The 25,960-nt window shown below is 65.5% G+C and carries 24 protein-coding genes, 1 tRNA gene, 1 other RNA gene and 1 pseudogene; 14 read left to right on the top strand and 13 right to left on the bottom strand.

The annotated features are described in order from the left end of the window. Positions 1 to 12: 12 nt before the first annotated feature. The 3 genes from GBRO_RS01965 to GBRO_RS01975 all read right to left on the bottom strand — a co-directional run bounded on the left by GBRO_RS01965 (position 13) and on the right by GBRO_RS01975 (position 1,374). On the bottom strand, positions 13 to 435 hold the full coding sequence (locus GBRO_RS01965; protein WP_012832324.1) for an NADH-quinone oxidoreductase subunit A: 423 nt from the start codon (positions 433 to 435) through the stop codon (positions 13 to 15). Between the two features lie 142 nt (positions 436 to 577). Next, positions 578 to 985 carry a hypothetical protein gene (locus GBRO_RS01970; RefSeq protein WP_012832325.1) on the bottom strand — a complete coding sequence of 136 codons (408 nt, stop codon included), beginning with the start codon at positions 983 to 985 and terminating at the stop codon, positions 578 to 580. A 68-nt stretch (positions 986 to 1,053) separates the two neighbouring features. Beyond that, positions 1,054 to 1,374 carry a WXG100 family type VII secretion target gene (locus GBRO_RS01975; protein ID WP_012832326.1) on the bottom strand — a complete coding sequence of 107 codons (321 nt, stop codon included), beginning with the start codon at positions 1,372 to 1,374 and terminating at the stop codon, positions 1,054 to 1,056. Positions 1,375 to 1,472: 98 nt separating this feature from the next. Between GBRO_RS01975 and GBRO_RS01980 the strand changes: the two genes are divergently transcribed. From GBRO_RS01980 to GBRO_RS01990, 3 genes are all read left to right on the top strand, one after another. Next, positions 1,473 to 2,084: an LppA family lipoprotein gene (locus GBRO_RS01980; protein WP_012832327.1), complete on the top strand. Its 612-nt coding sequence runs from the start codon at positions 1,473 to 1,475 to the stop codon at positions 2,082 to 2,084. 311 nt (positions 2,085 to 2,395) lie between these two features. Beyond that, positions 2,396 to 3,805 carry an alpha/beta hydrolase gene (locus tag GBRO_RS01985; protein ID WP_012832328.1) on the top strand — a complete coding sequence of 470 codons (1,410 nt, stop codon included), beginning with the start codon at positions 2,396 to 2,398 and terminating at the stop codon, positions 3,803 to 3,805. Positions 3,806 to 4,001: 196 nt separating this feature from the next. After that, positions 4,002 to 4,475, top strand: coding sequence for an SRPBCC family protein (locus tag GBRO_RS01990; protein ID WP_012832329.1), 474 nt, complete (start codon positions 4,002 to 4,004; stop codon positions 4,473 to 4,475). Positions 4,476 to 4,486: 11 nt separating this feature from the next. Here GBRO_RS01990 and GBRO_RS01995 read toward each other — a convergent pair whose 3' ends face one another. After that, positions 4,487 to 5,563, bottom strand: coding sequence for a D-alanine--D-alanine ligase family protein (locus tag GBRO_RS01995; RefSeq protein WP_012832330.1), 1,077 nt, complete (start codon positions 5,561 to 5,563; stop codon positions 4,487 to 4,489). A gap of 65 nt (positions 5,564 to 5,628) precedes the next feature. Here GBRO_RS01995 and GBRO_RS02000 point away from each other — a divergent pair, with 65 nt between their 5' ends. After that, positions 5,629 to 6,939, top strand: coding sequence for a UDP-N-acetylmuramoyl-tripeptide--D-alanyl-D-alanine ligase (locus GBRO_RS02000; protein ID WP_012832331.1), 1,311 nt, complete (start codon positions 5,629 to 5,631; stop codon positions 6,937 to 6,939). 98 nt (positions 6,940 to 7,037) lie between these two features. Here the strand turns inward: GBRO_RS02000 and GBRO_RS02005 are convergent, their stop codons facing one another. Beyond that, a complete protein-coding gene (locus GBRO_RS02005) occupies positions 7,038 to 7,817 on the bottom strand; it encodes a MerR family transcriptional regulator (RefSeq protein ID WP_012832332.1) in 780 nt (259 codons plus the stop codon). A 35-nt stretch (positions 7,818 to 7,852) separates the two neighbouring features. Continuing rightward, complete coding sequence (locus GBRO_RS02010) at positions 7,853 to 8,308, bottom strand: hypothetical protein (RefSeq protein ID WP_052298208.1); 456 nt, start codon at positions 8,306 to 8,308, stop codon at positions 7,853 to 7,855. Between the two features lie 66 nt (positions 8,309 to 8,374). Here GBRO_RS02010 and tgt point away from each other — a divergent pair, with 66 nt between their 5' ends. From tgt to GBRO_RS02025, 3 genes are all read left to right on the top strand, one after another. Continuing rightward, positions 8,375 to 9,628, top strand: a complete 1,254-nt coding sequence (gene tgt / locus GBRO_RS02015; RefSeq protein WP_012832334.1) for a tRNA guanosine(34) transglycosylase Tgt — start codon at positions 8,375 to 8,377, stop codon at positions 9,626 to 9,628. A gap of 193 nt (positions 9,629 to 9,821) precedes the next feature. Beyond that, the gene (locus GBRO_RS02020; protein ID WP_012832335.1) at positions 9,822 to 11,201 is read left to right on the top strand and encodes a hemolysin family protein; all 1,380 of its coding nucleotides are present in this window, start codon (positions 9,822 to 9,824) and stop codon (positions 11,199 to 11,201) included. Further along, positions 11,194 to 12,195 carry a hemolysin family protein gene (locus tag GBRO_RS02025; protein WP_012832336.1) on the top strand — a complete coding sequence of 334 codons (1,002 nt, stop codon included), beginning with the start codon at positions 11,194 to 11,196 and terminating at the stop codon, positions 12,193 to 12,195. The genes GBRO_RS02020 and GBRO_RS02025 overlap by 8 nt, the downstream gene beginning before the upstream one ends. Positions 12,196 to 12,414: 219 nt before the next feature. On the opposite strand, the gene gluQRS is transcribed toward GBRO_RS02025, so the two are convergent. Beyond that, the gene (gene gluQRS, locus GBRO_RS02030) at positions 12,415 to 13,344 is read right to left on the bottom strand and encodes a tRNA glutamyl-Q(34) synthetase GluQRS (RefSeq protein ID WP_012832337.1); all 930 of its coding nucleotides are present in this window, start codon (positions 13,342 to 13,344) and stop codon (positions 12,415 to 12,417) included. Positions 13,345 to 13,450: 106 nt separating this feature from the next. On the opposite strand from gluQRS, the gene GBRO_RS02035 reads away from it, so the two are divergent. Beyond that, on the top strand, positions 13,451 to 14,506 hold the full coding sequence (locus GBRO_RS02035; protein ID WP_041919674.1) for an ATP-dependent DNA ligase: 1,056 nt from the start codon (positions 13,451 to 13,453) through the stop codon (positions 14,504 to 14,506). Position 14,507: 1 nt separating this feature from the next. Further along, the gene (locus GBRO_RS02040; protein WP_012832339.1) at positions 14,508 to 15,590 is read left to right on the top strand and encodes a DNA polymerase domain-containing protein; all 1,083 of its coding nucleotides are present in this window, start codon (positions 14,508 to 14,510) and stop codon (positions 15,588 to 15,590) included. 9 nt (positions 15,591 to 15,599) lie between these two features. Here GBRO_RS02040 and GBRO_RS02045 read toward each other — a convergent pair whose 3' ends face one another. Then, positions 15,600 to 16,544, bottom strand: a complete 945-nt coding sequence (locus tag GBRO_RS02045; protein WP_012832340.1) for a calcium/sodium antiporter — start codon at positions 16,542 to 16,544, stop codon at positions 15,600 to 15,602. 72 nt (positions 16,545 to 16,616) lie between these two features. Between GBRO_RS02045 and GBRO_RS02050 the strand changes: the two genes are divergently transcribed. Continuing rightward, positions 16,617 to 17,720 (top strand): HtaA domain-containing protein, encoded by a 1,104-nt coding sequence (locus GBRO_RS02050; protein ID WP_012832341.1) that lies wholly within the window; start codon positions 16,617 to 16,619, stop codon positions 17,718 to 17,720. A 318-nt stretch (positions 17,721 to 18,038) separates the two neighbouring features. Here the strand turns inward: GBRO_RS02050 and GBRO_RS02055 are convergent. After that, positions 18,039 to 18,888 (bottom strand): annotated as a pseudogene (locus GBRO_RS02055) (NmrA/HSCARG family protein). A 139-nt stretch (positions 18,889 to 19,027) separates the two neighbouring features. On the opposite strand from GBRO_RS02055, the gene GBRO_RS02060 reads away from it, so the two are divergent. Then, entirely contained in the window at positions 19,028 to 19,672 is a 645-nt protein-coding gene (locus GBRO_RS02060) for a chymotrypsin family serine protease (protein ID WP_012832344.1), read from the top strand. Positions 19,673 to 19,839: 167 nt separating this feature from the next. After that, positions 19,840 to 19,928: transfer RNA gene (locus GBRO_RS02065), tRNA-Ser, on the top strand. A gap of 50 nt (positions 19,929 to 19,978) precedes the next feature. On the opposite strand, the gene GBRO_RS02070 is transcribed toward GBRO_RS02065, so the two are convergent. Next, positions 19,979 to 20,362 (bottom strand): type II toxin-antitoxin system death-on-curing family toxin, encoded by a 384-nt coding sequence (locus GBRO_RS02070; RefSeq protein ID WP_012832345.1) that lies wholly within the window; start codon positions 20,360 to 20,362, stop codon positions 19,979 to 19,981. Continuing rightward, positions 20,359 to 20,565 (bottom strand): hypothetical protein, encoded by a 207-nt coding sequence (locus GBRO_RS02075; protein WP_012832346.1) that lies wholly within the window; start codon positions 20,563 to 20,565, stop codon positions 20,359 to 20,361. The genes GBRO_RS02070 and GBRO_RS02075 overlap by 4 nt, the downstream gene beginning before the upstream one ends. A 70-nt stretch (positions 20,566 to 20,635) precedes the next feature. Here GBRO_RS02075 and ffs point away from each other — a divergent pair. Both ffs and GBRO_RS02080 read left to right on the top strand, forming a co-directional pair. Beyond that, positions 20,636 to 20,730: signal recognition particle sRNA small type (gene ffs / locus GBRO_RS25055), an RNA gene on the top strand. Positions 20,731 to 20,796: 66 nt separating this feature from the next. After that, positions 20,797 to 22,068 (top strand): aminotransferase class I/II-fold pyridoxal phosphate-dependent enzyme, encoded by a 1,272-nt coding sequence (locus GBRO_RS02080; protein WP_041919675.1) that lies wholly within the window; start codon positions 20,797 to 20,799, stop codon positions 22,066 to 22,068. 2 nt (positions 22,069 to 22,070) lie between these two features. Here GBRO_RS02080 and GBRO_RS02085 read toward each other — a convergent pair whose 3' ends face one another. Both GBRO_RS02085 and GBRO_RS02090 read right to left on the bottom strand, forming a co-directional pair. Continuing rightward, positions 22,071 to 22,913 (bottom strand): hypothetical protein, encoded by an 843-nt coding sequence (locus GBRO_RS02085; protein WP_012832348.1) that lies wholly within the window; start codon positions 22,911 to 22,913, stop codon positions 22,071 to 22,073. 36 nt (positions 22,914 to 22,949) lie between these two features. Beyond that, positions 22,950 to 25,400 carry a TPR repeat region-containing protein gene (locus GBRO_RS02090; protein WP_012832349.1) on the bottom strand — a complete coding sequence of 817 codons (2,451 nt, stop codon included), beginning with the start codon at positions 25,398 to 25,400 and terminating at the stop codon, positions 22,950 to 22,952. Positions 25,401 to 25,960 lie beyond the last annotated feature (560 nt).

Raw genomic sequence — 25,960 nt, forward strand, 5'->3', positions numbered from 1 at the left:
CGTCCCCTCCGGTCAGTCCCAGCTCAAACCCCCGCGTCGCCACTCGTATGCGTAGGCGACGGAGACGTTGACGATGAACAGCGTCATGGCGAGCAGACCGAACCAGCCCAGGGCGTCGAAAGCGACCGCCCAGGGGTAGAGGAAGACGATTTCTATGTCGAAGATGATGAACAGCATCGCGGTCAGGTAGTACTTCACCGGCACCCGGTGGACCGGGCCGGTGACCACCGCGCCGGCGCTGCGTTGGCGGGCGCCCGACGACGCGACGCTCGTCGACACCAGGCTCTGTTCGACGGGTTCGATCCCGCATTCGTACGGCTCGAGTTTCGCGCGGTTGTACCGCTTGGGGCCGATGGCGACCGCGATGAACACCGAGAACACCGCGAAGGCCGCACCGATCGCCCCCAGCACCATGATCGGTACGTAAGCGTTCATAGGCGGATGGCCTCCCCGTAGCCGAGGCTGTTGTGAGCTACACCACAAGCCTACAGACGGTGTGATGCAGGTTGCGACTTTTCGACGACATGTCGCCGGGACCCGGTGAGCAGAAATGGGTCGGGCGTCCCAAGACGCCGGGTCAGGACAAGAACTTCTTCACCATGGCGACGAAGGTTGCAGGCAGTGCAATCGGGTCGACGGGCAGGGTTGCCGTCGCGTCGGCGCGTGACCAGTCGGCCAACCACCGATCGTCGGCGCGGCCGAGCAGGACCAGCGTCGGCGGGCACGGATCGAGTTCATCCTTCATCTGTTTGGCGACACCCATCCCGCCCGATGGCGTGGCCTCCCCGTCGGCGATCACGGCGTCGACGACGCCGGCGTCGAGCTGGGCGAACACCATCGGCGCGGTGGCCACCTCGATGAAACTCAGCTCGGGTATCGCCGGGTCGGGACGGGTGCCGAGTGCGCCGATGACCTGCGCACGCGTGTCGGCGTCATCGGAATAGACCAGCACACGCAGCGCACGTGAAACGGTGGCGTCGGTCACGCGGTCGATGCTACGTCACGGGGTGTCGACGACCGACGAGGCTAGCGGTCATGATTCGCGGCACCGGATCATAGGTTCAGTGTGCCCTCGATTGCCGTGGCAATCCGTCGGGCAGAGTCGTTATCGGTGTTCTCGTAGCGGGCGGCTGCCGCGCGGGTGGTGGATTCGAGATGATCGAGGCGGCTCGACAAGGCTGCCGTGAAGTCGGCCAGCTGCGTTGTGAAATCGGCGTACCCGACTGCCGAGCGCGTCGCCCAGCCGGCTGCACACGTCGCCAACACGCCGTCCTGATCACGCAAGGTGGTATGCGAGAGATCGTTGATCGCCGAAAGAGCTCGCGCAGTTGCCCACAGTTGGGCGGGCTCGACCTCGACGTGGTCTGCACTCATGGTCGGTCTCCGTGGTCATCGAACTAGTTGTTGTCGGTTTTGATAGGTTTGGCTGATTCTTCACTCAGGGTAGGGGGAAGTCGGCGTGGGGGGTCGGTATGCGCGCGCGTCTGTTGAGTGCAGTGGCGCTTGTCGTCATTGGAATCGGGGGGTGTTCGGCTGTCAATGAGTCGACGTTTGGTGAGACGGAGGACGTGTCGCCGCAGCGGCTGACGGAGCTCAACGACGAGCTGCGTGGGCTGCCCACTCTGGATGTGACGCTCGAGGACTATCGCCGGCTACGGGAGCGACTCACGCTGCGGATTCGGGAGGTGGCACCGGAGACGTACTGGAGATCGTCCGCGATCGAGGGTGATCGCTATCCCGATCATCGGCAGTCTTGCTCAGGGGAGTGGGCCGACACCGACGGGCGTCAGGTGCAGTTGGACCGGCGTGTGTCGGCGGTTCCGATCGGCGAAGCTCACTGGTCGGAGGCGTTGGCGGTGGTGCGCGAGACCGTGGCCGAGTACGGATTGAAACAGATTGGCGCATATCGCGATCTGCCGGATGACCGAGATATCAGGTTCAGCGGCCCTGGTGGTAGCGCCCTGATGTTCGGCACCTTCAAGGCCGCAGTGCTCTCGATTCAGACGCCGTGTCGACTTCCAGCCGGTCCGCCGGCGCCGATCAGTCCGCCGAATCCGGTCACATCGCAAGCCAGAGGGAACTGATCCGTCGTGGACCTGGCGACAATCGACACGTGGAACACGGGTGCGCTCGACACCATGGCCGACACCCTGGGCAAGAGGGTGAGCACGTCGCCGAGGTCGAGGCTGCACTGCAGACCGCGAGCCAGTTGCCCGGGTGGTTTGGCGACGGTGCAGCAGGAGCCCGCGGTATCTATCAGGTCACTGCCGACGACCTACGCGACGAGGCTGCGGTTCTGGGCGCCGCACGTCAACTGGCAGTAGAGACTTCGGCAGCCGTCAAGCACCTCCAATCGCGCTTGGCCACTTTGCGAGGTGAGGCCGCCGCTGCGCGCATGAGAATCCATCCAGATGGAGTGGTCACCGCAGACGTAACGGAGAATCCCGACGACGATGCCGCGCGCGAAGAACAACGACAGGGTCTCGAGATCGCCGCGAAGGCATTGATCGCCCAGGCGGCCGACGTCGACGGTGACGCCGAGCGTGTCTTCAATGCCATTCGCAATGGCCACATCTCAACGAATGGTGCCGCGAACACCGAGGATGCGATGCGTGCGGGCGCCGGGCAAGGCGGACTGACACCATTCGAACCACCCGAAGGCAAGAGCCCAGCGGAGATCAAGGCGTACTGGGACGCGCTGCCACCAGATCAACAGCACAACCTGCTCCAGCACCGACCCGACCTCCTGGGCAACCTCGACGGAATACCGTCGTCGGTCCGACACGATGCCAACATGCGCAGGCTGGGCGGCGTGCTGAGTGCGCTGGAAGCACGACGAAAGCAGCTGGAGAAGCAGATCGACGACCACGTCTTCGGTGGGTTGTTGACCAATGAGGACGCCGAACTCGAACAGGTCAAGCGCAAGATCGCGGACGCAGGGAAGCTGAAGGAGTTGATGAATCAAGACGCCTGGAGTGAGATCAATCCGAATGGCCGGATGCTGCTCGTACTCGACATGACGACCGGGGAACAGGGTAAAGCAGCGATCTCGATAGGCAACCCGGACGACGCCGACCATATTGCGGTGACGACACCGGGTATGAACACGAACATTCGCGGCAGCATGACCGACATGCTGAGCGAGTCGAATGCCCTTCGTGCCGAAACCGTTAGCCAGCTAGAACGAGCGGGAGCCCCGGGCCAGAAAGTGGCGACCATCACCTGGCTCGACTATGAGCCGCCCGACAAAGGAAACACGCGACCGTTCGCCGATCAGTATTCGTGGGCGGAGGCGATGCAGCAGGACCGTGCCGTCGTGGGTGCCCGCGATCTCGCGCGGTTCTACAACTGTCTCGAGGCCACGTCGACACGTGACGACCCGCATATCGTCGCTCTAGGGCACTCGTACGGTTCGCTGACGCAGGGGTTGGCACTGCAGGAGTCCGGCGGGCATCCCGTCGACGACGCGGTCTTCTACGGTTCACCGGGTTTCGAGGCGAGTGACGAGCCTGAACTCGGGCTCCGGCAAGGTCATGGATATGTCATGCAGGGCGACGACGACGACATTCGGCACGTGACATCGAAGGGAGGGGTCGGTCCGAATGGGCCGGCTCCGACGTCGACTCAACTCGAGCAACTTGACGTCAATGCGCGGACCACCGCCGACGGGGTGGCTCGAGAAGGTGCGCACACGCACGCCGACTATCCGCGGATGGGGGATCGTGTGGGACCCGATGGGGAGAAGACACTTCGGGTGTCGGGATATCTGATGGCCCGGATCCTCGCTGGGTTGCCGCCGGAATGATGACGAAGATGTGTTGCGGGTGAGCGAGGTTGCGCCGGAACCCGGTGATACTCCGACGCGATCGAGGACGATCACTTCCCCGATGATCGGCAGTCCTGTTCGGCTGAGTGGACCGATACCGACGGGCGGGTGGTGGGCATGGATCGGCGGGTGTCGCCGGCGCCGACGAACTAATCGCAGTAGATAGGCTGGCGAAATGCCGCTCGTCGAATCGTCAGTGGTGGTGCCGGTGTCCCCGGAGGTGGCGTTCGCGGTCTCCCAGACCTCCGGCGACATCCGGTTGCGGTGGGACCCGTTTATCGCGAAGCAGCACTTTCTCGACGGCGCGACCGAACCCGGGCGGGGCGTGCGGACCTTCACCCGTCACCGGATGGGATTCACCATGGTCAGCGAGTATGTCTCGTATCGTCCGCCGACGACCGTCGGCATGAAGATGGTGCGCGGTCCATGGTTCTTCGCCAAGCTCGGCGGCGGGTGGCGGTTTGCCGACCACGGCGACGGCCAGACACTCGCCACATGGCGGTACAACTTCGGCTGCCGGCCGTCGTGGCTGGCTCCGGTCGCCGAGCGCATCGGTGCCTGGTGGCTGGGCCGCGACATCGACGAACGGATCGCCGGATTCGCGAAGGGATGCGCCGATCCGGTGGTGTTAGCAGCGGTCGGCGACTGACGTGCTGGCGCTCAGTGCTCCGTCGAGAACCCCACCCGACGCCGGTGCACCCCGAGAGCGAAGGTGACCAGCTGATCGATCAGATCGGGGTAGCTGATGCCCGTTGCCTCCCACAGTTTGGGATACATCGAGCCGGGGGTGAACCCGGGAATGGTGTTGACCTCGTTGAGAAGCCAGCCCCGGCCGGACTCCTCGTAGAAGAAGTCCACCCGGGCCATGCCAGTGCAGCGCATCGCGGTGAACGTCTTCGAGGCCAGTTCGCGCACCTGCGCGGTGGCCTCTTCGCTCAGCGGAGCCGGGATGACCAGCTTGGCGGCGCCGGTGATGTACTTGTCCTCGTAGTCGTAGAACTCGCTACCCGGTTCGATCTCGCCGGGCACCGACGTCTCGGGTGCGGTGTCGCCGAGGACGGCCACCTCCACCTCTCGGCCGGTCACCGCCTCCTCGAGGATCACCACGTTGTCGTAGCGCAGTGCGACGTTGATCGCGGTGTCGAGTTCGGCTTCGTCGTGCGCCTTGGTGATGCCCACCGACGACCCCAGGTTTGCCGGTTTGACGAAGATGGGCAGCCCGAGCTGCCCGACAGCGTCGGCGACGATGGTGTTCGGGTCGTCGACGCCGTCGCGGAATTCCAGCCAGCGGCATTGGGGGATACCGGCTTGCGCGGCAACCACTTTGGCCATCGCCTTGTCCATGCACAGCGCCGACGACAGCACCCCTGCCCCCACGTAGGGGAGCTTGAACAGCTCGAGCATGCCCTGGATGGTGCCGTCCTCGCCGTGTGGACCGTGCAGTAGTGGCAGCACGACGGTCGGGGTGTCGGCGGCGTGGGCCGCAAGCTCGGTGAGCGGGTCGACGACGGTGCCGGCCACGTCCAGCGCATCGGGTAGCGGTGTGCCGTCGGTGAGAGCGGCGATGGCCTTGTCGTTGCGCAGCCAGGTCCCGTCCTTGGCGATACCGATCGGGACGAGCTCGTACTTGCCGCGGTCGGCGGCGGCCAGCACGTGTGCGGCGGTGACCCGGGAGACGTCGTGCTCGGCGGACACACCGCCGAACAGCACGACCAGACGCAGCAGAGGGGTTGGCATGGGTGTCACGATACGGGCGAGGCGGAGGCGCTGCGACGGTCGGCTAGCGTTGACGCGTGCAATTCATGGCGAGCGAGATCGCAGAAGTGGTCGGCGGACAACTCGTGGGCGATGACGTCGCCGTCAACGGGGCGACCATCGATTCGCGCAGCGTGTCGACCGGGCAGCTGTTCGTGCCGATCGTCGCGGCCCGCGACGGACACGACTTCATTTCTGCTGCCCTCGACGCCGGGGCGCCGGCGTATCTGACGTCCGCGGGTGCCGTCGATGGCGCGGCGGGCGCGGCCATCATCGTCGACGACACCGCACGCGCCCTCGCGGCGCTGGGGGCCGCGGCCCGTGACCGGCTGCCCGGCCGGGTGGTCGGCGTGACGGGGTCGGTGGGCAAGACCTCCACCAAGGATCTGCTGGCCGGGTTGCTTGCCACGACGTTCCGGACCGCGGCCAGCGAGAAATCCTTCAACAACGAGCTTGGTTTGCCGTTGACGCTGGTCAACGCACCCGACGACACCGAGGCCGTGGTGCTGGAGATGGGTGCGCGCGGCATCGGCCACATCGACCTGCTGTGTTCCATCGGCAAACCGACCGTCGGGATCATCACCCGCGTCGAAGGTGTGCATCTGGAACTGTTCGGCAACATCGAGGCGGTTGCGCGGGCGAAGGGCGAACTCGTCGAGGCGCTGCCCGACGACGGCATCGCGGTCCTCAACGCCGACCACAAACATGTCGCGGCGATGGCCGACCGCACGTCGGCGCGGGTCATCACCTTCGGGCTCACCCCCGAATCAGACGTGCACGCCTCGGCGGTGGTGATCGACGATGAGCTGCGCGCCTCATTCCGGCTGCATTCGCCGTGGGGGGAGACCGACATCCGGCTCGCCGCGCGTGGGGAGCATCAGGTGCCCAACGCACTGGCTGCGGTCGCCGCGGCCGGTGGGCTCGGGGTGCCGCTGGAGAAGTTCGCCGAGGGTCTGCTCGGTGCCGCGTTGTCGGGGCTGCGGATGGAACTGGTCACCTCCGAGCGCGGTGTCACGATCCTCAACGACGCCTACAACGCGAACCCCACGTCGATGTCGGCCGCGTTGCAGTCGCTTGCGGCACTGGCGGCGGGTCGTCGGATCGCGGTACTCGGCACGATGGCCGAGCTCGGCCATGATTCGGCGTGGCAGCACGAGGCGATCGCGTCGCAGGCGCGGGAACTCGGGATCGAGGTGATCGCCGTCGGTGAGCCCACCTACGGCGCCGACGTCCGGCACGTCGCCGACGTCGCGGCGGCCTCCGCCGAGCTGAGCGACCTCGGAGCGGGCGACGCGGTGCTGGTCAAGGGCAGCCGTGTCGCCGAACTCGAGCGGGTCGCGCAGGCGTTGCTGAACTGAGGCCACAGCAGAAACCGCGTGTCGCGTCAGAAACCGCCTTCACGAGACAGGTTTCTGGCGGGACACGCGGTTTCTGCATTGCGACACACTGACGCGGGTCAGTGCTTGGCCGCGTTGGCCCGGATCACCTCGCGCAGGTAGACCGCGAGGCCGCTGGCGATCCCGTCGTAGTGCGCGGTGAACCGCGGATCGGCGACGTACATGTCGGCCAGGCATACCTGCATCTCGTGGCTGCAGTCGTAGAACTGCTCGATCGATGCCCGGTGCGCCTCGGCTAGCTCGTCGGCCTCGGCGCTACCCGGGTCGACGCCGCGTCGCATCGCGTCGGCGATCCGCGCCTCGAAGGCGTCGGTCTCGTCCTTGATGCGCTGCCAGTCGGCCTTGGTGTACTGCGCCGTGCGCTGTCGGCTCTGCTTCCACGCATCGGTGTCACCCCAGCGCTGCTCGGCCTCGGTGGCGTACTCGTCGCCGGTCCAGTCGTCGCCGAAGATATCGGCCTGCTCGGCGGCGGTCAGCTGGATTCCGGTCTTCTTGGCGGTCATCATGTCCTCCACTGCGGCGACCATCCGATGTAAGCGGTCGATTCGTTCGCGCAGCAGGTCACGCTGAGTCTCCAGGTGCCGATGCGGGTCGGGATCGTCGAGCAGGGTCGCGATCTGCTCGAGCGGAAAGCCCAGTTCCCGGTACGTCAGGACCTGGTGGAGACGTTCGACGTCGGCGTCGTCGTAGACGCGGTACCCGGCGGGCGTACGACCCGACGGCACCACCAGACCGATCTGGTCGTAGTGGTGCAGGGTACGCACGCTGACGCCGACGAGACCGGCTACGGCGCCGACCGTGAGGTCACCCGTCTGCTTTCCGTTGCTCACACAGATCACCGTCGGCCATCACGTCGCGTGAGGGTCAAGCGCTGCTACGGGGTGAAGCCGATCACGTCGCTGCCCTTGACGCAGGCGGCGAGCATCCCTTCGATGTCCGACGGTCCGCACGTCCAGCCCGAGACCTGCTGCTGTGAGCCGGTGGCGATCTTGGGTCCGTACTCGTTCGCGACTTCGGTGGCCGTGGCGCACGAGACATTCCCGGCAACGATGATGACGCGCAGCGCGCCGTCGGGGCCGGGGATCTTGCGGCATACATGACCGGCTTCGGCTGCCGAGGAGGACACCGACTCGGCCGACGATGTGGTGGCCGGCGACTGCGGGCGCGGACCGCCGACGACGGGAGCGCTCGAGGACAAGGCGAGTGGTTCCGAGGTGGCGCTCGAGCCCACCTCCTGCTCGCTGCCACAGCCGGCGAGCGAGAGCGCCAACGCGCCGGTGGCCAGGGTGCCGATGCCGAACGAGACGAGTCGATGTGGTGTTCGCAGCATGGATCTCACGGTAACCAACTCCGCTGTGGTTTGGGCCGACACGCCGTCACCTGCGAAGATGCTCCGGTGAGCAGCTTGCAGACCCCGGATCAAAGCTTCGCCGTGGGCACCCGGTTGCCCGGTGCCAAGGGCCGTACCGGGGTGATCACCACCCCGCACGGCCAGATCCACACCCCCGCCTTTGTGCCGGTCGGCACCAAGGCCACGGTCAAGACGGTGCTGCCGGAGTCGGTGGCCGCGCTCGGCGCGCAGGCGGTGCTGGCCAACGCCTATCACCTCTATCTGCAGCCCGGCCCGGAGATCATCGACGAGGCGGGCGGGCTCGGCGCGTTCATGAACTGGCCGGGCCCCACCTACACCGACAGCGGCGGCTTCCAGGTGATGTCGCTGGGCGCGGGGTTCAAGAAGGTCATCTCGATGGACCCCAACCACACCCCCGACGACGAGCTGACCGCCAACGGCAAAGAGCGGCTCTCCCGCGTCGACGACGACGGGGTGACGTTCAAATCGCACCTCGACGGGTCTGCGCACCGGCTCACCCCCGAGGTGTCGATGCAGATCCAGCATCAACTCGGCGCCGACATCATCTTCGCCTTCGATGAGCTGACCACGCTGATGAACACCCGCGAGTACCAGGAGAATTCGCTGGAGCGCACCCGACTGTGGGCGATTCGCTGTCTGGCCGAACACAATCGGCTCACCGCGCAGCGTTCGCATCGTCCACCGCAGTCGCTGTGGGGTGTCATCCAGGGCGCGCAATATGAAGATCTGCGGCGCAAGGCATCTCGTGATCTCGTGGAGATGAGCCGACGGGACGTCGAGCAGGGTGGGCGCGGTTTCGGCGGCTACGGCATCGGCGGGGCACTGACCAAGGACGACCTGGGGACCATCGTCGGCTGGGTCAACGACGAACTGCCCGAGGATGCGCCGAAACATCTGCTCGGCATCAGCGAGCCCGACGACATCTTCACCGCCATCGAGAACGGCGCTGACACCTTTGACTGTGTGTCGCCGACCCGCGTCGCACGAAACGGCGCCATCTACTCGCTGGACGGTCGGTACAACATCACCAATGCCCGCTACCGCAAGGACTTTCGTCCGCTCGACCCGGAGATCGAGAACTACACCTCCCAGTACAGCCGCGCCTACCTGCATCACCTGTTCAAGGCCAAGGAGGGTCTCGCCGCGACGTTGGCGACTCTGCACAACGTGTCCTTCGTGGTGACGCTGGTCGACCGGGCACGACAAGCCATCGAGGACGGCAACTACGCCGAGTACCGCGACGAGTTCCTCGGCCGGTATTACGCGGGTGCGTCGTAGCGGGAACTCTGTCGGCGTCCGGGACGTTGGGTTTGCGTGACATGTCGTCTTTCCGGCACCGTGGATGGTGATCCCCGGGTGACGACCGACCGATAACTGACCAGAAAGCACTGATGACCCGCGCCAGGCGCAAACGCAGGAAACCTCGACGATCCGGCCCCCATGAGGGGGCAACCATCATGAGGGGTGCGTCATGCTGACCGCCCTCGGAATTCTCGCCGGCATCGTCGTCGTGCTGGCCATCACCGCCCTGACCGGCTATTTCGTCGCGCAGGAGTTCGCCTACATGGCGGTCGACCGGTCGCGGCTCAAGGCCCGTGCCGAGGCGGGCGACGCCGCCGCCGGGCGCGCTCTCACCGTGACCCGGCGCACCTCGTTCATGTTGTCCGGCGCACAGCTGGGCATCACGGTCACCGGCCTGCTTGTCGGTTACGTGGCAGAACCACTGATCGGTAGTGGCTTCGGTGATCTGCTGAACGGAGTGGGTGTGCCGGTCGCCGTGGGTGTCGCGATCGGCACCGTGCTGGCCGTCCTGTTCTCCACCGTCGTGCAGATGGTGTTCGGCGAACTGTTCCCCAAGAACCTCGCCATCGCCCGCCCCGAACCCGTGGCGCGCTGGCTGGCCCGCTCGACCACGATCTATCTGGCCGTGTTCGGTTGGCTCATCGCCCTTTTCGACAAGTCGTCGAATCTGTTGCTGCGGGTGCTGCGTATCGAACCGGTGCACGACGTCGAGCACTCGGCGTCGGTGCGCGACCTCGAACACATCGTCGCCGAATCCCGTGACGCGGGTGAACTGCCCCCGGAGTTGTCGGTGCTGCTCGACCGGGTTCTCGACTTTCCCACGCGCACAGCCGAACACGCTATGATCCCGCGACCGCGCGTCGACCATGTGGAGGCCGACGCCGCCGCGGCCGACGTGATGACGCTGATGGGGACCGGCCACACGCGGTATCCGGTGCTCGATCCGGCGACCGACGAGGTACACGGCGTCATCCACCTGCACGATCTGCTCGACTGGTCTGCCGAATCCGCGGCCACACCGCCGACGGCCGACCCGGCGGCGACCGCTCGTGACCTGTGTCGTCCGGCGGTGGTCGTGCCGTCGACGCTGCCGCTGCCCGAGGTGCTCGAGCAACTGGCGGCCACCGACGACGAGATGGCCATCGTCATCGACGAATACGGCGGTTTCGCCGGTGTGGTGACCGCCGAGGACATCGCCGAGGAGGTCGTCGGCGAGATCGACGACGAACATGATCCGGAGTCCACCGAACCCATCGCGCGCGACGGCGACGGATGGCGGATGCGCGGCGACGTGCACCTCGACGAGGCGTCGCGGACTATCGGACATGAACTGCCCGAAGGTGATTACGAAACCCTGGCCGGCCTGGTGATCGCCGAGTTCGTCGGCCTGCCGAAGGTGGGGGACACCGTCACGATCACTCTCGAACCCGACCCGGCGGAACTGGCCGACGGCGACGACGCCCCCGAACGCGAATTGCGGGCCACCGTACTGGAAGTGGATAAACGGGTCCCGTCGTCGGTGCGAATCGAGGAGGTGCGCGGTGAGTAACCCGTGGGTCGTCGCGCTGGTGACCGTGGTGCTCATCGCGGCGAGTGCGTTCTTTGTGGCTGTCGAGTTCGCGCTGATCGCCGCTCGTCGCCACCGCATCGAGGATGCCGCGGCCACCAGCCGCAGCGCCCGTGCCGCGTTGCGCAGCGCATCCGAACTGTCGGTGTTGCTAGCCGGGTCGCAGCTGGGTATCACCGTCTGCACCCTGGCCCTGGGCGCGGTCACCAAACCTGCTGTGCACCACTGGCTCACGCCGGCGACCTCCGGGTGGGGTGCGCCGATGTGGGTCGCCGACGTCGCCGGCTTTGTGCTGGCGCTGATCATCGTCACCTTCCTCCATCTGGTGGTCGGTGAGATGGCGCCGAAATCGTGGGCCATCGCCCACCCGGAACGGTCCGCGGTGCTGCTGGCGCTCCCGATGCGGGCGTTCATGTGGCTCACCCGGCCGGTCATCGTGGTGCTGAACCGGCTCGCCAACTGGTGTCTGGTGAAGGTCGGCGTCCAGCCGGTCGATCAGGTGGCCACCGGTCAGGACAGCGACGCGTTGCGTCACCTCGTCGAGCATTCGGCGACGGTCGGAACCCTCGATGAGCGCTATCACGCGCACCTCACCAGCGCACTGGAACTCGAGTCGCTGACGGTGGCCGACGTGGTGCGTCCCAGTGGCGAGCTGGGCGCCGTGGGTCGGGATGCATCCGGTGACGACATCCGTTCTGCGGCACGTTCATCCGGCCATCTTCGACTGTTGGTCCGGGGGGCCGGCGGCGACGTCGACGGCGTCGTGCACGTGCGCGACAGCCTGGGTTCGGAGCAGACCGCCGCAGATCTCATGCGTCCGGTCCTGACACTGGACATCGACGAACCGGTGTATGCGGCGCTGGCCCGCATGCGTGAAACCCGAACTCACCTGGCACTGGTGACCGATGGTGGTCGCCCGGTGGGGCTGATCACGCTCAACGACGTCCTGCAGAGACTGATGGCGACGGCGGCGTGATCGTGTTGTTCCCCTTGCTGGGTGGGTCGCTCCTACCGTTGGTTGAGTAGCCGGAGCGCCAGCGGAGGCGTATCGAAACCACTGGTGGGGCTGATGTATTGGTGCCGTAGTGGATTCGGTGATTGCGGATGCTGTTGTGTTGCTGGGGTTTCGACACGCGGCGGCTCGTTTCTCGCCGTCGCGGCTCAACCAGCTCAACCAGCACGGGGGCGTCGTGGCTCAGCCGGCACCTGGCGAAGCCCACTCGGAGGCCGTGAGAATCCACGGTTCGCGGGGCAACGCGTCGGGGTCGAACCGTCGGGCCAGGAGATCGAGGTCCACGAATTCGTCGCGGGCGGCGAGATCCAGCGAGTGGGCGATGTGGGACAGAACGGTCGTGGGGGAGACGCCGTCGGCGGCGAGGTCGGCGAGCGTCACGGCGCCGTCGCGTTTGGACAGGCGGACGTGGTCGGCGTTGAGGACCATCGGCACGTGGGCGTAGGTGGGTGGGGAGGCGCCGATGACGGTGGCCAGCCAGGCCTGCCGGGGTGCCGACGAGAGCAGGTCGTCGCCGCGCACCACCTGGTCGATCGATTCGGCGGCGTCGTCGACGACGACGGCCAGGTTGTAGGCGGGCGTGCCGTCGTTGCGGCAGATCACGAAGTCGTCGACCATGCCCCGGTAATCGCCGTGCAGCACGTCATGCACCTCGAAGGTGGTGACGTCGGCCCGAATGCGGATCGCCGGCGGCCGGCCCGACGCCTGGCGTTCCGCCCGCTGGGCGTCGGTCAGATCGCGGCACGTGCCCGGGTAGGCGCCCTGCGGGGCGTGCGGCGCGGACGGCGCTTCCAGGATCTCGCGGCGTGTGCAGAAGCATTCGAAGGTGCGTCCCTCGTCGCGCAGTTCCTCGACGATGGCGCGGTAGCTCTCGCGGCGCGTCGTCTGGTAGATCACGGGCGGGTCCCAGTCGATACCCAGCGCCCGCAGGTCGGCGATCTGTCCCGCGTCGGCGCCGACCGCGGTCCGGTCCAGATCCTCCATGCGCAGCAGGAATCGGCGTCCGGTGGTGCGGGCGAACAGCCAGGCCAGCACGGCGGTACGCAGGTTGCCGACGTGCAGTTCACCCGACGGCGACGGCGCGAAACGGCCGGCTGGTGCGGTGGCAGACATCGTCGTCGAGCCTACCGCGATGAGAACGGGCCGTCGGATCAGTCAGTACTGCGACAGGGGCGTGTGATCGTTGCGCTCGCAACACTGGATGAAGGACGATGGGCCTGTGGATCTTCCGGTCATGCCACCGATTTCGCCGATGCTCGCCAAGGCGGTCACCGACATACCTGCCCAACCCGACGACGCCGACCCGGTGTGGTCATACGAGCCCAAGTGGGATGGCTTCCGCGCGTTGATCTTCCGCGACGGCGATGAAGTGTCCATCGGTTCGCGTGGCGGCAAGGACCTGGCTCGCTACTTTCCGGAGATCGTCGCTGCGGCCAAGGAGGAACTGCCCGAGAAGGTGGTGCTCGACGGCGAGATCGGTGTGCCCGCCGAGATCGGCGGGACCCATCGCCTCGACTGGGACACCCTGGCCCAGCGAATTCATCCAGCAGCCTCGCGGGTCAACATGCTCGCCGAGACGACCCCGGCCATTTTCATCGGATTCGACGCGCTGGCGCTGGAATCGGCGGACGTGATGGCCGAACCGTTCGAGGTGCGGCGCGACACGCTGCTGCGGGCCGTCGGGCCCGGTGGGCGCGACCGTCGCTTCCACGTGAGCCGGGTGACAGCCGATCCGACTCTCGCGCAGGACTGGTTCTCCGCCTTCGAGGGCGCGGGCCTCGACGGTGTCGTCGGCAAACGGCTGGCGGGCACGTATGTCGAAGGCAAACGAGAGATGGTGAAGGTCAAGCACAAGCGGACCGCCGACTGCGTCATCATCGGCTACCGGGTGCACAAGAGCGGGACCGGCGTCGGGTCGATGCTGCTCGGGCTGCACACCGACGACGGTGACCTGCACATGGTCGGCGGATCGAGCGCGTTCTCCGACAAGAAGCGGATCGAATTGCAGGAACAGTTCGAGCCGATGCGTCTGGACCCGGACAAGCCGGCGGCCGGCGAGCCGACGCGGTGGCGGTCGGAGAAGTCGGGGGAATGGATACCGATCCGGCCCGAGCTTGTCGCCGAATTCGCCTACGACCAGATGGAGAATCACCGGTTCCGGCACACCGTCAAGTTCCTGCGGTGGCGCCCGGATCGCGACCCGGAGAGCTGTGGATACGATCAGCTCGAGGTCCCACTGACCTATGACCTGCACGACGTGTTGGAAGGGGCCTGAGATGGCATCGCGTTCTCCCGCAGAGGAACTCGACGTCGACGGCGTACCCGTCCGGATGAGCAACCCGGACAAGATCTACTTTCCCGAACTCGGTGAGAACGGCGGGCGGAAAAGGGATCTCGTCGGCTACTACCGAACCATGGCACTCGGTCCGGACGGCAGTGACGGGCCCATCATGCGGGCCTTGCGGGACCGTCCGACCTTTCTGCAACGTTTCCCCGACGGCGTCGAGGGCGACGAGATCTATCAGAAGCACATCGCCAAGAAGCGTCCCGAGCATGTACAGTCCACCCGAATCGTGTTCCCGTCCGGGCGAACCGGTGATGCGATCAAACCGACGGTCCCCGCCGACGTCGTCTGGGGCGCCAACCTCGGGACGGTGACCTTCCACTCGTGGCCCACCGTCGACCCCGACAACGACCATCCCGATCAACTGCGCATCGACCTCGACCCGCAGCCCGGAACCACCTTCGACGACGTGCGGCGAGTCGCGCTCGACGGGCTGCGTCCCCTGTTGGAGGAGTTGGGGTTCACCGGGTTTCCGAAGACGTCGGGCGGCCGCGGGGTGCATGTATTCGTGCCCATCGAACCGAAGTGGGACTTCATCGCCACGCGGCGGGCGGTGATCGCGCTGGCCCGTGAGCTGGAACGACGCGATCCGGATTCGGTGACCACATCATGGTGGAAAGAGGAACGCGGAGAACGCATTTTCATCGACTTCAACCAGAACGCTCGCGACCGGACGATGGCGTCGCCGTACTCGGTGCGACGCAGTGCCATCGGCCGGGTGTCGACACCGGTGACCTGGGAAGAACTCGCCGACGTCGACCCCGATGACTGCACCATGACCACGGTACCCACGATGATCTCCGACCGCGGCGATCCGTGGGCGGATATCGCCAAGCACCGCAAGGGAATCGAGCGGTTGCTCGAGATGGTGCAGGCCGACGACGCGAACGGCCTCGGTGATATGCCGTATCCGCCGAGCTACCCGAAGATGCCGGGTGAGCCGCCGCGGGTGCAGCCGAGCAAGAAGGTCGCCGAGCACTGGGACGAGAAGGGTAACCGCGTCGAGGGAGCGTGACTCCGAGATTCACGTCCGGAATGCGATGAGTAATCCGAGATACACGCAGTAGACGAGGACGAAGCCGACGCCTTCGGCGCGCGTCACCTTTCGGCCGGTGATGAACACCGGGATGCACAGCAGCGCAACGGCTGCCATCAGCGGGATGTCGATGCGGATGAGCTCGTCGGTCACCTCGAGCGGCCGGACCAGCGCCGTGGCGCCGAGGATGAAGGTGACGTTGTAGACGCTGGAGCCGATGAGGTTGCCGATCGCGAGATCACGGTCGCCGCGGATCGTCGACATGACGGTGGTGGCCAATTCGGGTGCGGACGTGCCGATCGCGATGATGGTGAGACCGATGAACGCTTCGCTGACACCGAGGTCGGTGGCCACCTGCACCGACCCGTCGACGAGCCATTCGGCGCCGATGACCACAACCCCGATCCCGGCGACCAGCTGCGCACCGCGCCACCACATCGAACCTGCGTCCTGGGCGGTGTGGTTCTCGAGCGGCAGGGTGTCGCGGGTGACGAGTTCCTGGCGAATCGACCACACGGTGTAGGCGACGGCGATCGCGACCAGCGCCAGGCCGTCGTACCGGGACAGCGTTCCGTTGGCGCACAGGATCAGGAGCAGTAGCGCGCTGATCACCATGACGGGCAGGTCGAAGCGTACGGTCTGCGGGCGCAGCGCCAGCGGAACCAGCGCGGCTGAGAGGCCCAGGATCAGCAGGATGTTCACGATGTTGGTGCCGGCGATGTTGCCCACCGCAAGCGGCCCCGCGTCGTTGAGGGTGGCGTCGATGCCGACCGCGAGTTCGGGCAGGCTCGTACCGATCGACACCACGGTCAGCCCCACGAGCAGCGGCGAGACACCGAGCCGGGTGGCGATGGCCGAGCCACCGCGCACGAGGAGTTCGGCGCCGAGGATGAGTCCGGCCAGGCCGGCGACCACGAGCACGTACTCGGTCATGGACCGACTGTAGTGGCCGGATCGGGACCTTGGTCGGTAGGCGACGCGCAGCGGTGGCGTTAGGGTGCCCTCATGCAGCGTCGCATTCTGTCCCGTCGTCTCGGCATCCTCGTCGTGCTCGCAGTCGCGCTCACCGGTTTGGTGTTGCCGTCCTCGGTGACCGGCGCCCACGCGGCTCCGGTGTTCCGGCCGCACATCGACGTGTTCGCCGCCGACGGTGTCACGCCGATCGGCAACACCGTGGTGCACCCGGGTGACACGTTGGTGGTGAAGGGTCGCGGCTTAGACCCGAACGCCAACCGCGGCGGCGGATTCCCGCTGCCCGTGCCGCCGGGCGTACCGCACGGCACCTTCATCGCCTTCGGTGCCTTCGCGCCGCACTGGAAGCCGTCCGCCGGTGCGCCGGAATCCGCCCGCGCCGCAACCCGGCTGGGCGTGCAATGGGCTCTCGCGCCGTCGGCGCTGGCGCAGGTACCGTCGGCGCCCTTCGACATGCGTCGCACCATCCGCCAGCAGTGGGTCCCGCTGTCGCCGCAGGGAACCTTCACCGCACGCGTCGTCGCCAGCACCCCCAAGGACACTCCCGCCGGCGCCCGCTACGGTGTCTACACCTACGGTGCGGCCGGGGCGGTCAACGCCGCACAGGAACTCTCGGTGCCGATCAACTACTCGACCACACCCGGGGCGAATACACCGAAACCCGCTCCGCGCAACCTGATCTGGGCCTACTCGCCCTCCTTCTACCGCACCGTCACCAAGCAACTGCAGGGTGGGGTGTACGGCACCGACGGCGCGGGAGTCGACGACGCCGGGCGTCTGACCTTCGCGCTACGCGACGGCGCCGTGCGAAACGGTAACGGCGTGTTGCGTTTCCGCGGGACCATCGTGGCGTTCACCCGCTTCCATCTGTCGGAGATCGCGCTGGCCGATCCCGTCATCCGGGTCGCCAACGGGCGCGGCGTGCTGAGCATGCGCACCTCCACCACCAACACCAACGGCACCGACGCGCTGCGCCGTATCGACATCGCCGACGTCGACCTGAGTCGAATCGGCAATGGCCGCGACGTCTTCGGGGCTTCGGTGCGATTCCGGCCGGGGATCACACCGGAGGCGTTGGCTCTCCTGAGCGTCGGACCGGCTGCGCCGCTTGATCTTCGGTTCCCGGTGGCGCGCTGAGCTGCCTCCTCTGCTGGTGCGTGGCACATTCTCCGCTGGTTGCGCTGCCCTTTCTTGCTGGTTGAGCGACTCGAGCCGCTAGGCTAGAGGCGCGTCGAAACCACTGGTGAGACAACGGTATTAGCGACCATGAGGTACTGACATCGTCTGCTTGCGTTGGTTTCGACACGCGGCGGTCTCGCTTCGCTCGCCCGTCGCGGCTCAACCGGCAGAAGGGGTGGCATGGGTGGCTCGGGTCGGTTCAACCGGCGGAAGGGGTGGCTCGAATCGACTCAACAGGCAGTCGAGGGCCACCCGGCGGAGTACCGGCTCAGCAGCTCAGCTCCGAAGCGTCGCTGACGCCCACTCGGCGACGACTGCCACCCGACGTCGGGAAAGCGCTCGTGGAGCGCAGGGATGTCGACGGAATACCCATCCCCGCTGAGGAAGGTGAACATGGCGCGCATATCGGGTGACGAGATGCGTTCGGGATCAAAGGATTCGGCGGTCACGCTCCGCCGAGGACGTCACTGAGGGTGGCGGCCATCTGATTCGGTGTCGGGGCATCGGAGGCGAGGTCGAAGCGCTCGCCGACGTGCGCCTGTGGATCGTCGAAGAGGCCCGCGACAAACCGTCCGAGATCGCGCCGCGACAGCTGCTGGAGTTCCTTGTCGGCGGGCATGGCAAGCGGCATCACCCCGGCCTGCAGAGCGTCTGCGCCGCCGAGCAGGTTGTCGTAGAAGTACGACGGCCCGACGACTGTGTGTGCGATATCGCTTGCTGCCAAGAGCTTTTCGACCTCGTACTTACTCTCGAAGTGCGGAACGCCGGTGCCGAGGTTTGCGCTCGCGACCGAGGAGAACACGAGGTAGGGGACCTGCGCTTCGGTGGCGGCCGAGATGAGTGCCCGACCCTGGACGAGCTCGGCGTCGACGCCGGTCTCGAACGGGGTGGTGAGGGCGAAGACACCCGCAGCGCCGGTGAACGCGTCGGCGAGACCCGCACCGCTGACCATGTCGCCGGTGGCGAGCGCCACGCCGCGGTCGGCGAGCTTGGTGGCCCGGCCCGACGACGGATCACGGACGATGGCTCGGACCGGACGCCCGGCGTCGAGGAGGGCGTCGAGGACCGCACCTCCCTGACCTCCGGTGGCACCGACGACAACAACGGGAGCGGTCTCGTTCGACATGCCGCCAGCCTATCCGGGGCACTCAAACGTGCATACATGACGAATCCGTGATTCACTATGGCAAACTTTGACGGGGGATGCCCGAGGCGCTCTCGGACATAGGATGATCGTGCACTGCACGAGATGAGGGGATCAATCAATGCGACGTAGGGTCATGGCCGGTGTTCTGCTGTCCGTCGGAATGCTGGCCGCCGCGCCCGCTGTCACCGCCGAGGCGGCTCCGGCGACCACGGTGCGGTCCGGGATGGAGATCGACGTCGAGGAGTCGATCCTCACTCAGAGCAAGTGCACGCTGGGCGCGGTGGTCTCTCCGACGCGCGCCATCACCGCCGGACATTGCGGCGAAGTCGGACGCGCCGTCTACAACGCGCGCGGCACGCGAATCGGCACGATCTCGGCCAACCGCATCACCAAGGGCCTCGACATCGCGGTCATCCGACTTGCCCCCCGGCAGCGCGTCCAGGTCGATCGCATCGACTGGAACGCCGGGTTCTTCCGTGGTCAGGTGGTCACCAAGAACGGTGTGACAACGGGCTTCAGTCGCGGCGTGGTCACCGACCCGAAGCCGACCAAGCGCACTGCACGCGGCATCGTCTGGGCGCCACCCTTCCTACTGCAGCACTCCACCGTCAGTGTTCGCACCAATCTCCTGTCGAAGGCCGGGGACAGCGGCTCGGGCGTCCGCGACGCGAGCGGCCGCATCGTGGGCATCCTGTCGTCGGGGTCGAGCGACCGCAACACCGCTGTGGCACCGGTCTCGATGCTCCCGGGCTACCTGCGGTAGCCAGAATCGGGTCCGATGGCTGTCCCAGATGACACCTATGCGGTGGTGGTCGGCGCATATACGCATCTGCCGGACCAGGGGTGTCGTCGAGGACACTCGGCGCGCCGGTGCCGGCGAGGGCTCACGGTTTTGGGCGTCGGCGTCCTGACCGCTATCATCGCCGAGTTGGAGGATTCGCCTAGTGGCCTATGGCGCTCGCCTGGAACGCGGGTTGGGTTAACAGCCCTCAGGGGTTCGAATCCCCTATCCTCCGCCACAGCCAACGCCCGTGATCGACTCGAAAGAGCTGGTCACGGGCGTTGTTGGTTATCGTCCCGGGTCACTCCACGCCCGCAGTTGTGCGGCGATGCTCTCGAGTTCACCGTCCTGACCGGTCGCGACGCGGATGATGAAGTCGAAGCGGTCGTCCTCGGGCGCGGTGATCCACTGGTCATTGATGCCGAGGAACGTCAGGCACGCCACCCAGGCAGTGGGCTTGTTGCCGTCGATGAGCGCGTGGTTGCGGGTGAGCGACTGCAACAGGGCCGCCGCCTTGAGGTGGAGGTCGGGGTAGGCGTCCTCGCCAAAGACGGTGGTGCGGGGCCGCGCTACCGCAGATTCCAGCAGGCCGTAGTCGCGGACCTCGGCGTCGATGCCGGTGGCGAGGGCGGAGATGGTGATGAGGTCTTCGAGATCCAGGAACTCGGTCATGCGTCTTTGAGTCGCTCGAGTAGGCCGGCCTGCTCGTCGACGACGCGTCGGGCCGCACGCTCGACCTTGTCGGTGTGTGCCCGACGAGCGATGTACTCGTCAATCGCCGACAGCGCGACTGCCTGCATCGATCGGCCCTCGAGCTCGGCCTGACGACGCAACGCCTCGGTCTGTGCCTCGCTCGTTCGCAGCGTCATACCCATGCCGGCGAAGATACCACTCTGATACCAGTCACCCGGTCGATGACGCCCAAACGGGTCGAATACACTGGTCTTCGGATCCCGCGCGGCGTGCATCCTGTGAACTCCCCCAGGGCCGGAAGGCAGCAAGGGTCAACGGGCTCTCTCGGGTGCGCGGGGTCCCCTATTCCCGACACGATCACCAGGTATGCCGCGTCGGCCACCCGCACCGGCGTTGCGGCGAGAGGGCCTACGTTGCACTTCCATTCGATGAGTTCTGATCAGCTTCGCGCCACGCAGCTGGACCTCAAGAAGCTCTACGACGAGCTGTGTGCGGCCGGCCTCAAGCTCGATCTCACCCGCGGCAAGCCCGCACCCGAGCAGCTGGATCTGTCCAACGAACTGCTGTCCCTGCCGGGCGAGAAGTACAAGGCCGACGACGGCACCGACACCCGCAACTACGGCGGCATCAAGGGTCTGCCCGAGTTGCGCAGCATCTTCGGCGAGCTGCTCGCCGTCGACCCCGACAATCTCATCGCCTTCGGCAACTCCAGTCTCGAGTTGATGCACGACCTGACGGCGTTCGCGCTCCTGACCGGCACCCCGGATTCCGACGGCCCGTGGCACGGACAGAAGGTCAAATTCCTGTGTCCCGCACCCGGATACGACCGGCACTTCGCCATCACCGAGAACTACGGCATCGAGATGATCCCGGTGCCGATGCTGCCCAACGGCCCCGACGTCGACGTATGCGCCGAGTTGACCGCCAATGACCCGAGCATCAAGGGCATGTGGGCGGTCCCCACCTACTCCAACCCGACCGGCGTGACGTTCACCGAGGAGGTCACCCGCGGGCTGCTGTCGATGCCGGCCGCGCCTGACTTCCGCATCTATTGGGACAACGCGTACGCGGTGCACACCCTCGTCGACGCTCCGCCGACGCCGCTGCCGGTCATCGAGATGGCTGCCGAGGCAGGCAATCCCAACCGCGTCTACGTGCTCGGTTCGACGTCGAAGATCACCTTCGCCGGGGCGGGTGTCTCGTTCTTCGGATCGTCGCAGGCCAACGTCGACTGGTTCACCAAACACCTGTCCTTCAAGACCATCGGACCCGACAAGGTCAACCAGCTGCGGCACGCCATGTTCTTCGGCGACGCCGACGGTGTGCGCGCCCACATGGCCCGGCACCGGGAGATCCTGGCGCCCAAGTTCCAGATGGTGCTCGACATCCTCTCCGACCGGCTCGCCGAGTCCAAGGTGGCGACCTGGTCGGAACCGGAGGGCGGCTACTTCATCAACCTCGACGTGCTCGACGGTGCCGCCAAGCGGACCATCCAGCTCGCCAAGGACGCCGGCATCGCACTCACCGGAGCGGGTTCGGCGTTCCCGTACAAGACCGACCCGTACGACCGGAACATCCGTCTGGCACCGACCTTCCCGAGCACCGACGACCTGCGCGTCGCCATGGACGGGGTGTCCACGTGCGTGCTGCTCGCGGCGACGGAGACGTTGCTCGGGAAGAGCTGAGGTCAGCGCTGCCCCAACCGGGTCCAGCCTGGGCTTTGGGGCAACGTCGGTTGGAAAGCGGGGTCCGTGGGACCCGTGGGATAGATGCGTTGAGGAGCCCCCTGGCTCTGGCCGGACGGTATCCCAGGGTAGTTGCGCGAGGCCCAGTTGCTGCACAAGATGGAGTTCGAACCGTCCAGATTGAGGCGATTCTGCTTGGCTGTCCATCCAGTGAAGGCATTCCAGTTGGGTGCGCGGTCGGTGTCGCGGTCGACGGTCGGATGCCACACACTTGTGCCGGACTTGCGCAGGCTAACCGAGTAGGGAAATGCATCGGGCATGAACCATCTACCGTCGCGGAGATCGAACAGCGGAGGAAGACCTCGATGTTTGTGACCGATGTTCTTCTCAAAATAGAGCCCCGCCTGGTCGTCGCAGACCAGGGCGTCAAGACGGTCGTCTGTACGCGCAAGGCTGAGAAGCATCAGGCGACGTGTGCCGGCGCGCCTGTCGTCGGCCGACGGATGGCCTTCAGGTATGTCGTAGATGCTGTTTTGGACGATTCTTACGGTGTCCGCGAAGCCTGGGAATGCGTAAGGCATCCCGAGCACCTCGACGATGAACCGGGACTCAAAGAACGCTCGTACCAGAGTTGCATCGGGCGTGGTGAGACTGATGCCGGGGGAGGCCTGCCAGACGGTCGTCATTGAGCCGAGCGCGATTGGAAAGCTGTAGGACCGTGCGGAATCCGCCGCGGTACTTGACGCGCCATCTGAGGGTGTGACGTCAGAACACGCCGCCACAAACAGTGCGGATGCCAGCACGATTGCTGTGACGATGCGAAGGTTGCGTCGGATCACGAGCATCGCAATCTGGATCGCACGAATATGGTGGCAACGACATCATTTCCTGCCGAGAAGCTCTTTGTCGTACTCGTCAGCAGAAATTGCATCGTCATCGTCTCCCGCGTACCTGTTGTAGGTGGCATCGTAGTTGGTCAAGTCCAGACCTTGGGCTTGAAGGCGTTTCACTATTATCTGGACGAGTGTAGGCTCGCTGATCGTCGGATGCTTTGCTGTGTCCGAATTGTTCTCGGCGACAACAACTCCTAGTGGCTTCAAGCTTCCGTCCGGATAGAACAATAGCGCGTCGATCTTGTTGCCGGGGATCGCTTGCGGATGTGTTGCCATCCACGCCGCCCAGTGTTGTTCAAGAAGAGTGTCATCGACTCCAACTCGGGTGGGTGCGATACCCTCGTGTGGTGGGGTGCTCGTGGGCGCGTGTGCCCAGTCGATCAGCATGCCTGCGCCAGTCGCCACGTAAGAGCTTCCGGGAATGGGTAATAGCTTGATGCCCTCCTTGACAATTGTATTGACATTCGACTTTATCGAATTGAAGTCCTGGGCATCGATCCTTTGATCTCCAGGACGAGCGTCAAACCAATTATCGAAACTGTTCGCCGTCACTCCGTCGCGCAGGAGATGTTGCAACCAACCATTCCTGGCGGCGATATCGGCGTCGAACCCATTTCCTTGACGCAAAGCGTCCGGGACCATCCCGGCATTGACGGATTGCCGGTAACCGATGTCCTGGATCAATTGCTCTCGCGCGGTCAATCCGGTGAGACCGGGTGGATTGGTGTCACCGGAAGAGATAAGCCCGAACAGGCGGCGCACCCGATCCTGCAGATCGAAGTCCCTCGTCAACTCACCTTCTTTGGGATCGCCGAGTCCTATTAGATGGTCGGCCGCACCTGGATTGAATCCGTAATTGTAGGGATTGCCACCGGCAAGTACGTTGAAGTACGGATGACTGGCCTCCTCGAGCGCTTTCGCGAACAGCGGGTTGATGTCTCCCAGCGCGGGTTTGTCGGCTCCGCCGATGTTCATGAGATGGTCGAACTGCTGTGGTCCGGTAGTCGCGTCGAAGAGTCCACGGAATGCTCGGGCTGACAGTTCAGGCTTGTATCCGTCCTGCTGATCGAGGGCGTAATCGTCGATCCAATCGGTCAGGTGTCCGAGGACCGCGCCGTGATCGCGCCAGTCATGGCTGGCGAGGTGTTCGATTGTCGCGGCGCGATCGTAGTTCTCCGGGAGCCCCGGCCCCTGTCCCGTCAACACCGTTGTTGCTGATTCGTGATTGATCAGGCCTGTGTTGAGGAGTGCTTCCATTGTCGAGTGGTATCGCGCCGGGGAGGCGATCCTGCCATCGGTGCCGGTCGGGTCCGCCAGGCCGTTATCGACACCCCACTCAGAGCGAAGCGCGAAATCCGCCATGTAAGAATCGACGCCGAATCTTGAACGTGCTGCGGCGGCAAGGTTCGCCGTCTTGAGAGTGAGTTCCGTACCTGTGCGAACCCCGGGCGGAACCGTGGCACCACTGAGGAGCTGTCCGAGTGCGAAAGACCGTGCAAATCCGTCGTAATTTTCTGGGCGGTCGACCGGAACACGTTCGGTCATCATGTCCTGCATCCATTTGGGGAGTTCGCTGAATCCGCCCGCGGTTCCACCACCGGCGACTCTCTCGCTACTCAGGCTGGTGATGCCGTTGGCGAATGCTCGTCCGGAACCGTCACCGAGGCCGTTGAGAGCGTAACGGAGGGCGAGAGCGTCCTTGGGGCTCAGGCCGTTATAGAGATTGCGGAGATACGAGACCAGTCCCGGTGGAACATTGGCGGTGCCACCATTGCGTAACGCCTGAATCTGCTCAGGGGTCAGTTGAGCATCCTTCAGGTGCTGGGCAACTCTGCGGATCTCATCGGGTGTCCACCCGTCCCTTGCCATCGCCACATCACGCGTTCCCATGGTGCCGTTGAGTGCCAGCTGCGGGGGAGTCAAGGTCGTGATCTGTCCCAACTCGACGGTCAGTGATCTCGCGAAATCGTTGACGGCAGTGAACGTATCGTTGGCCTGTGCCACCAGGCGGCCGCTCCATGAGCGCATCGCATCGGGATCGCCGCTCTTCTCCTCGCGACCCGTTTTGAGTTGAAGCGGCCACGAGGCGTCCATCGGGTCGCTCAAGACGTATCCGGCGTCGTCAGCTTCGGCAGTTAGTTTGTCCAGGTAGGACTTCTGATTGGCGATGTTCTCGCAACCCTTTTCGATAGAGGTGGCGACATCGCTCAGATTGTCCGAGATGTTGAAGAGCCATTTCTTGACGGCATCGGCGCGGTCGTCTGCGGCACCACGGCTCTTGCCGACCCAGTCGCTGGTGCGGTCGAGGCCGACTACCGCGTTGTAGGTCGGGTTGCCCTGATCCAGAATCGTCCGGGCCATCGTTCGCAGATCGGCGGCGACCGGGAGCATCATCTGGGGCTGCCAAAGCGTGACATCGAAGGCAGCGGGTGTTGACATCGACTTGCCCTCCCTGTCCGGTTGCCGGGGCCGGTCGCATCTGGTTGAACGGATCCCACGCCGTGACCGAGGGAAGATCCCCTGCTCCGGTGAAACGGCTCGCATTGAACTCGTCGGTCTCTGCGGTCGTTCGTGCCGCGACCCGGACCAAAGCGCCGAACGCCTCCACCTGCCCGGCGCAACGGTCTACCGCGGAGCTGACAGTCGCGTCGGCTGTGTCGGCCACCGGCTTGACCGGTGACACGACGTTCGGTGTGTCCGGAATCGCCGTGCCCAGCGTTGCCATGCTGGTGCTCAGCCGGAGCGCGCGGATCGTCCCCGCGATCCCGTCCAGCTTTCCGGCTGCTTCGTCGACCCTCGTGACATTGATGGAAAAGTCATCATCCCCCGTCTCATATCGTGCAGACACCTGCGAGTGCCGTCCTCCGCAACACCCTGTCATGCCTCAAGAAAGCCTGCCGGCCTGCGGTTTCCCAAGCATCCGGATTGCCCTGCGACCGATCGATCTCAAACCATGCCACATCTGAAGGCAACCCTCGTTCGGTTGTGCACAAGCAAGA

This window comes from Gordonia bronchialis DSM 43247 (assembly GCF_000024785.1).
Classification (GTDB): domain Bacteria; phylum Actinomycetota; class Actinomycetes; order Mycobacteriales; family Mycobacteriaceae; genus Gordonia; species Gordonia bronchialis.

Coding starts and splice junctions, on each gene's coding strand:
- GBRO_RS01965 (WP_012832324.1), bottom strand. CDS start 435: ATGAACGCTTACGTACCGATCATGGTGCTGGGGGCGATCGGTGCGGCC.
- GBRO_RS01975 (WP_012832326.1), bottom strand. CDS start 1,374: ATGAGTGCAGACCACGTCGAGGTCGAGCCCGCCCAACTGTGGGCAACT.
- GBRO_RS01980 (WP_012832327.1), top strand. CDS start 1,473: ATGCGCGCGCGTCTGTTGAGTGCAGTGGCGCTTGTCGTCATTGGAATC.
- GBRO_RS01985 (WP_012832328.1), top strand. CDS start 2,396: ATGAGAATCCATCCAGATGGAGTGGTCACCGCAGACGTAACGGAGAAT.
- GBRO_RS01990 (WP_012832329.1), top strand. CDS start 4,002: ATGCCGCTCGTCGAATCGTCAGTGGTGGTGCCGGTGTCCCCGGAGGTG.
- GBRO_RS01995 (WP_012832330.1), bottom strand. CDS start 5,563: ATGCCAACCCCTCTGCTGCGTCTGGTCGTGCTGTTCGGCGGTGTGTCC.
- GBRO_RS02000 (WP_012832331.1), top strand. CDS start 5,629: ATGGCGAGCGAGATCGCAGAAGTGGTCGGCGGACAACTCGTGGGCGAT.
- GBRO_RS02010 (WP_052298208.1), bottom strand. CDS start 8,308: ATGCTGCGAACACCACATCGACTCGTCTCGTTCGGCATCGGCACCCTG.
- GBRO_RS02020 (WP_012832335.1), top strand. CDS start 9,822: ATGCTGACCGCCCTCGGAATTCTCGCCGGCATCGTCGTCGTGCTGGCC.
- gluQRS (WP_012832337.1), bottom strand. CDS start 13,344: ATGTCTGCCACCGCACCAGCCGGCCGTTTCGCGCCGTCGCCGTCGGGT.
- GBRO_RS02040 (WP_012832339.1), top strand. CDS start 14,508: ATGGCATCGCGTTCTCCCGCAGAGGAACTCGACGTCGACGGCGTACCC.
- GBRO_RS02045 (WP_012832340.1), bottom strand. CDS start 16,544: ATGACCGAGTACGTGCTCGTGGTCGCCGGCCTGGCCGGACTCATCCTC.
- GBRO_RS02050 (WP_012832341.1), top strand. CDS start 16,617: ATGCAGCGTCGCATTCTGTCCCGTCGTCTCGGCATCCTCGTCGTGCTC.
- GBRO_RS02060 (WP_012832344.1), top strand. CDS start 19,028: ATGCGACGTAGGGTCATGGCCGGTGTTCTGCTGTCCGTCGGAATGCTG.
- GBRO_RS02070 (WP_012832345.1), bottom strand. CDS start 20,362: ATGACCGAGTTCCTGGATCTCGAAGACCTCATCACCATCTCCGCCCTC.
- GBRO_RS02075 (WP_012832346.1), bottom strand. CDS start 20,565: ATGGGTATGACGCTGCGAACGAGCGAGGCACAGACCGAGGCGTTGCGT.
- GBRO_RS02085 (WP_012832348.1), bottom strand. CDS start 22,913: ATGCTCGTGATCCGACGCAACCTTCGCATCGTCACAGCAATCGTGCTG.
- GBRO_RS02090 (WP_012832349.1), bottom strand. CDS start 25,400: ATGTCAACACCCGCTGCCTTCGATGTCACGCTTTGGCAGCCCCAGATG.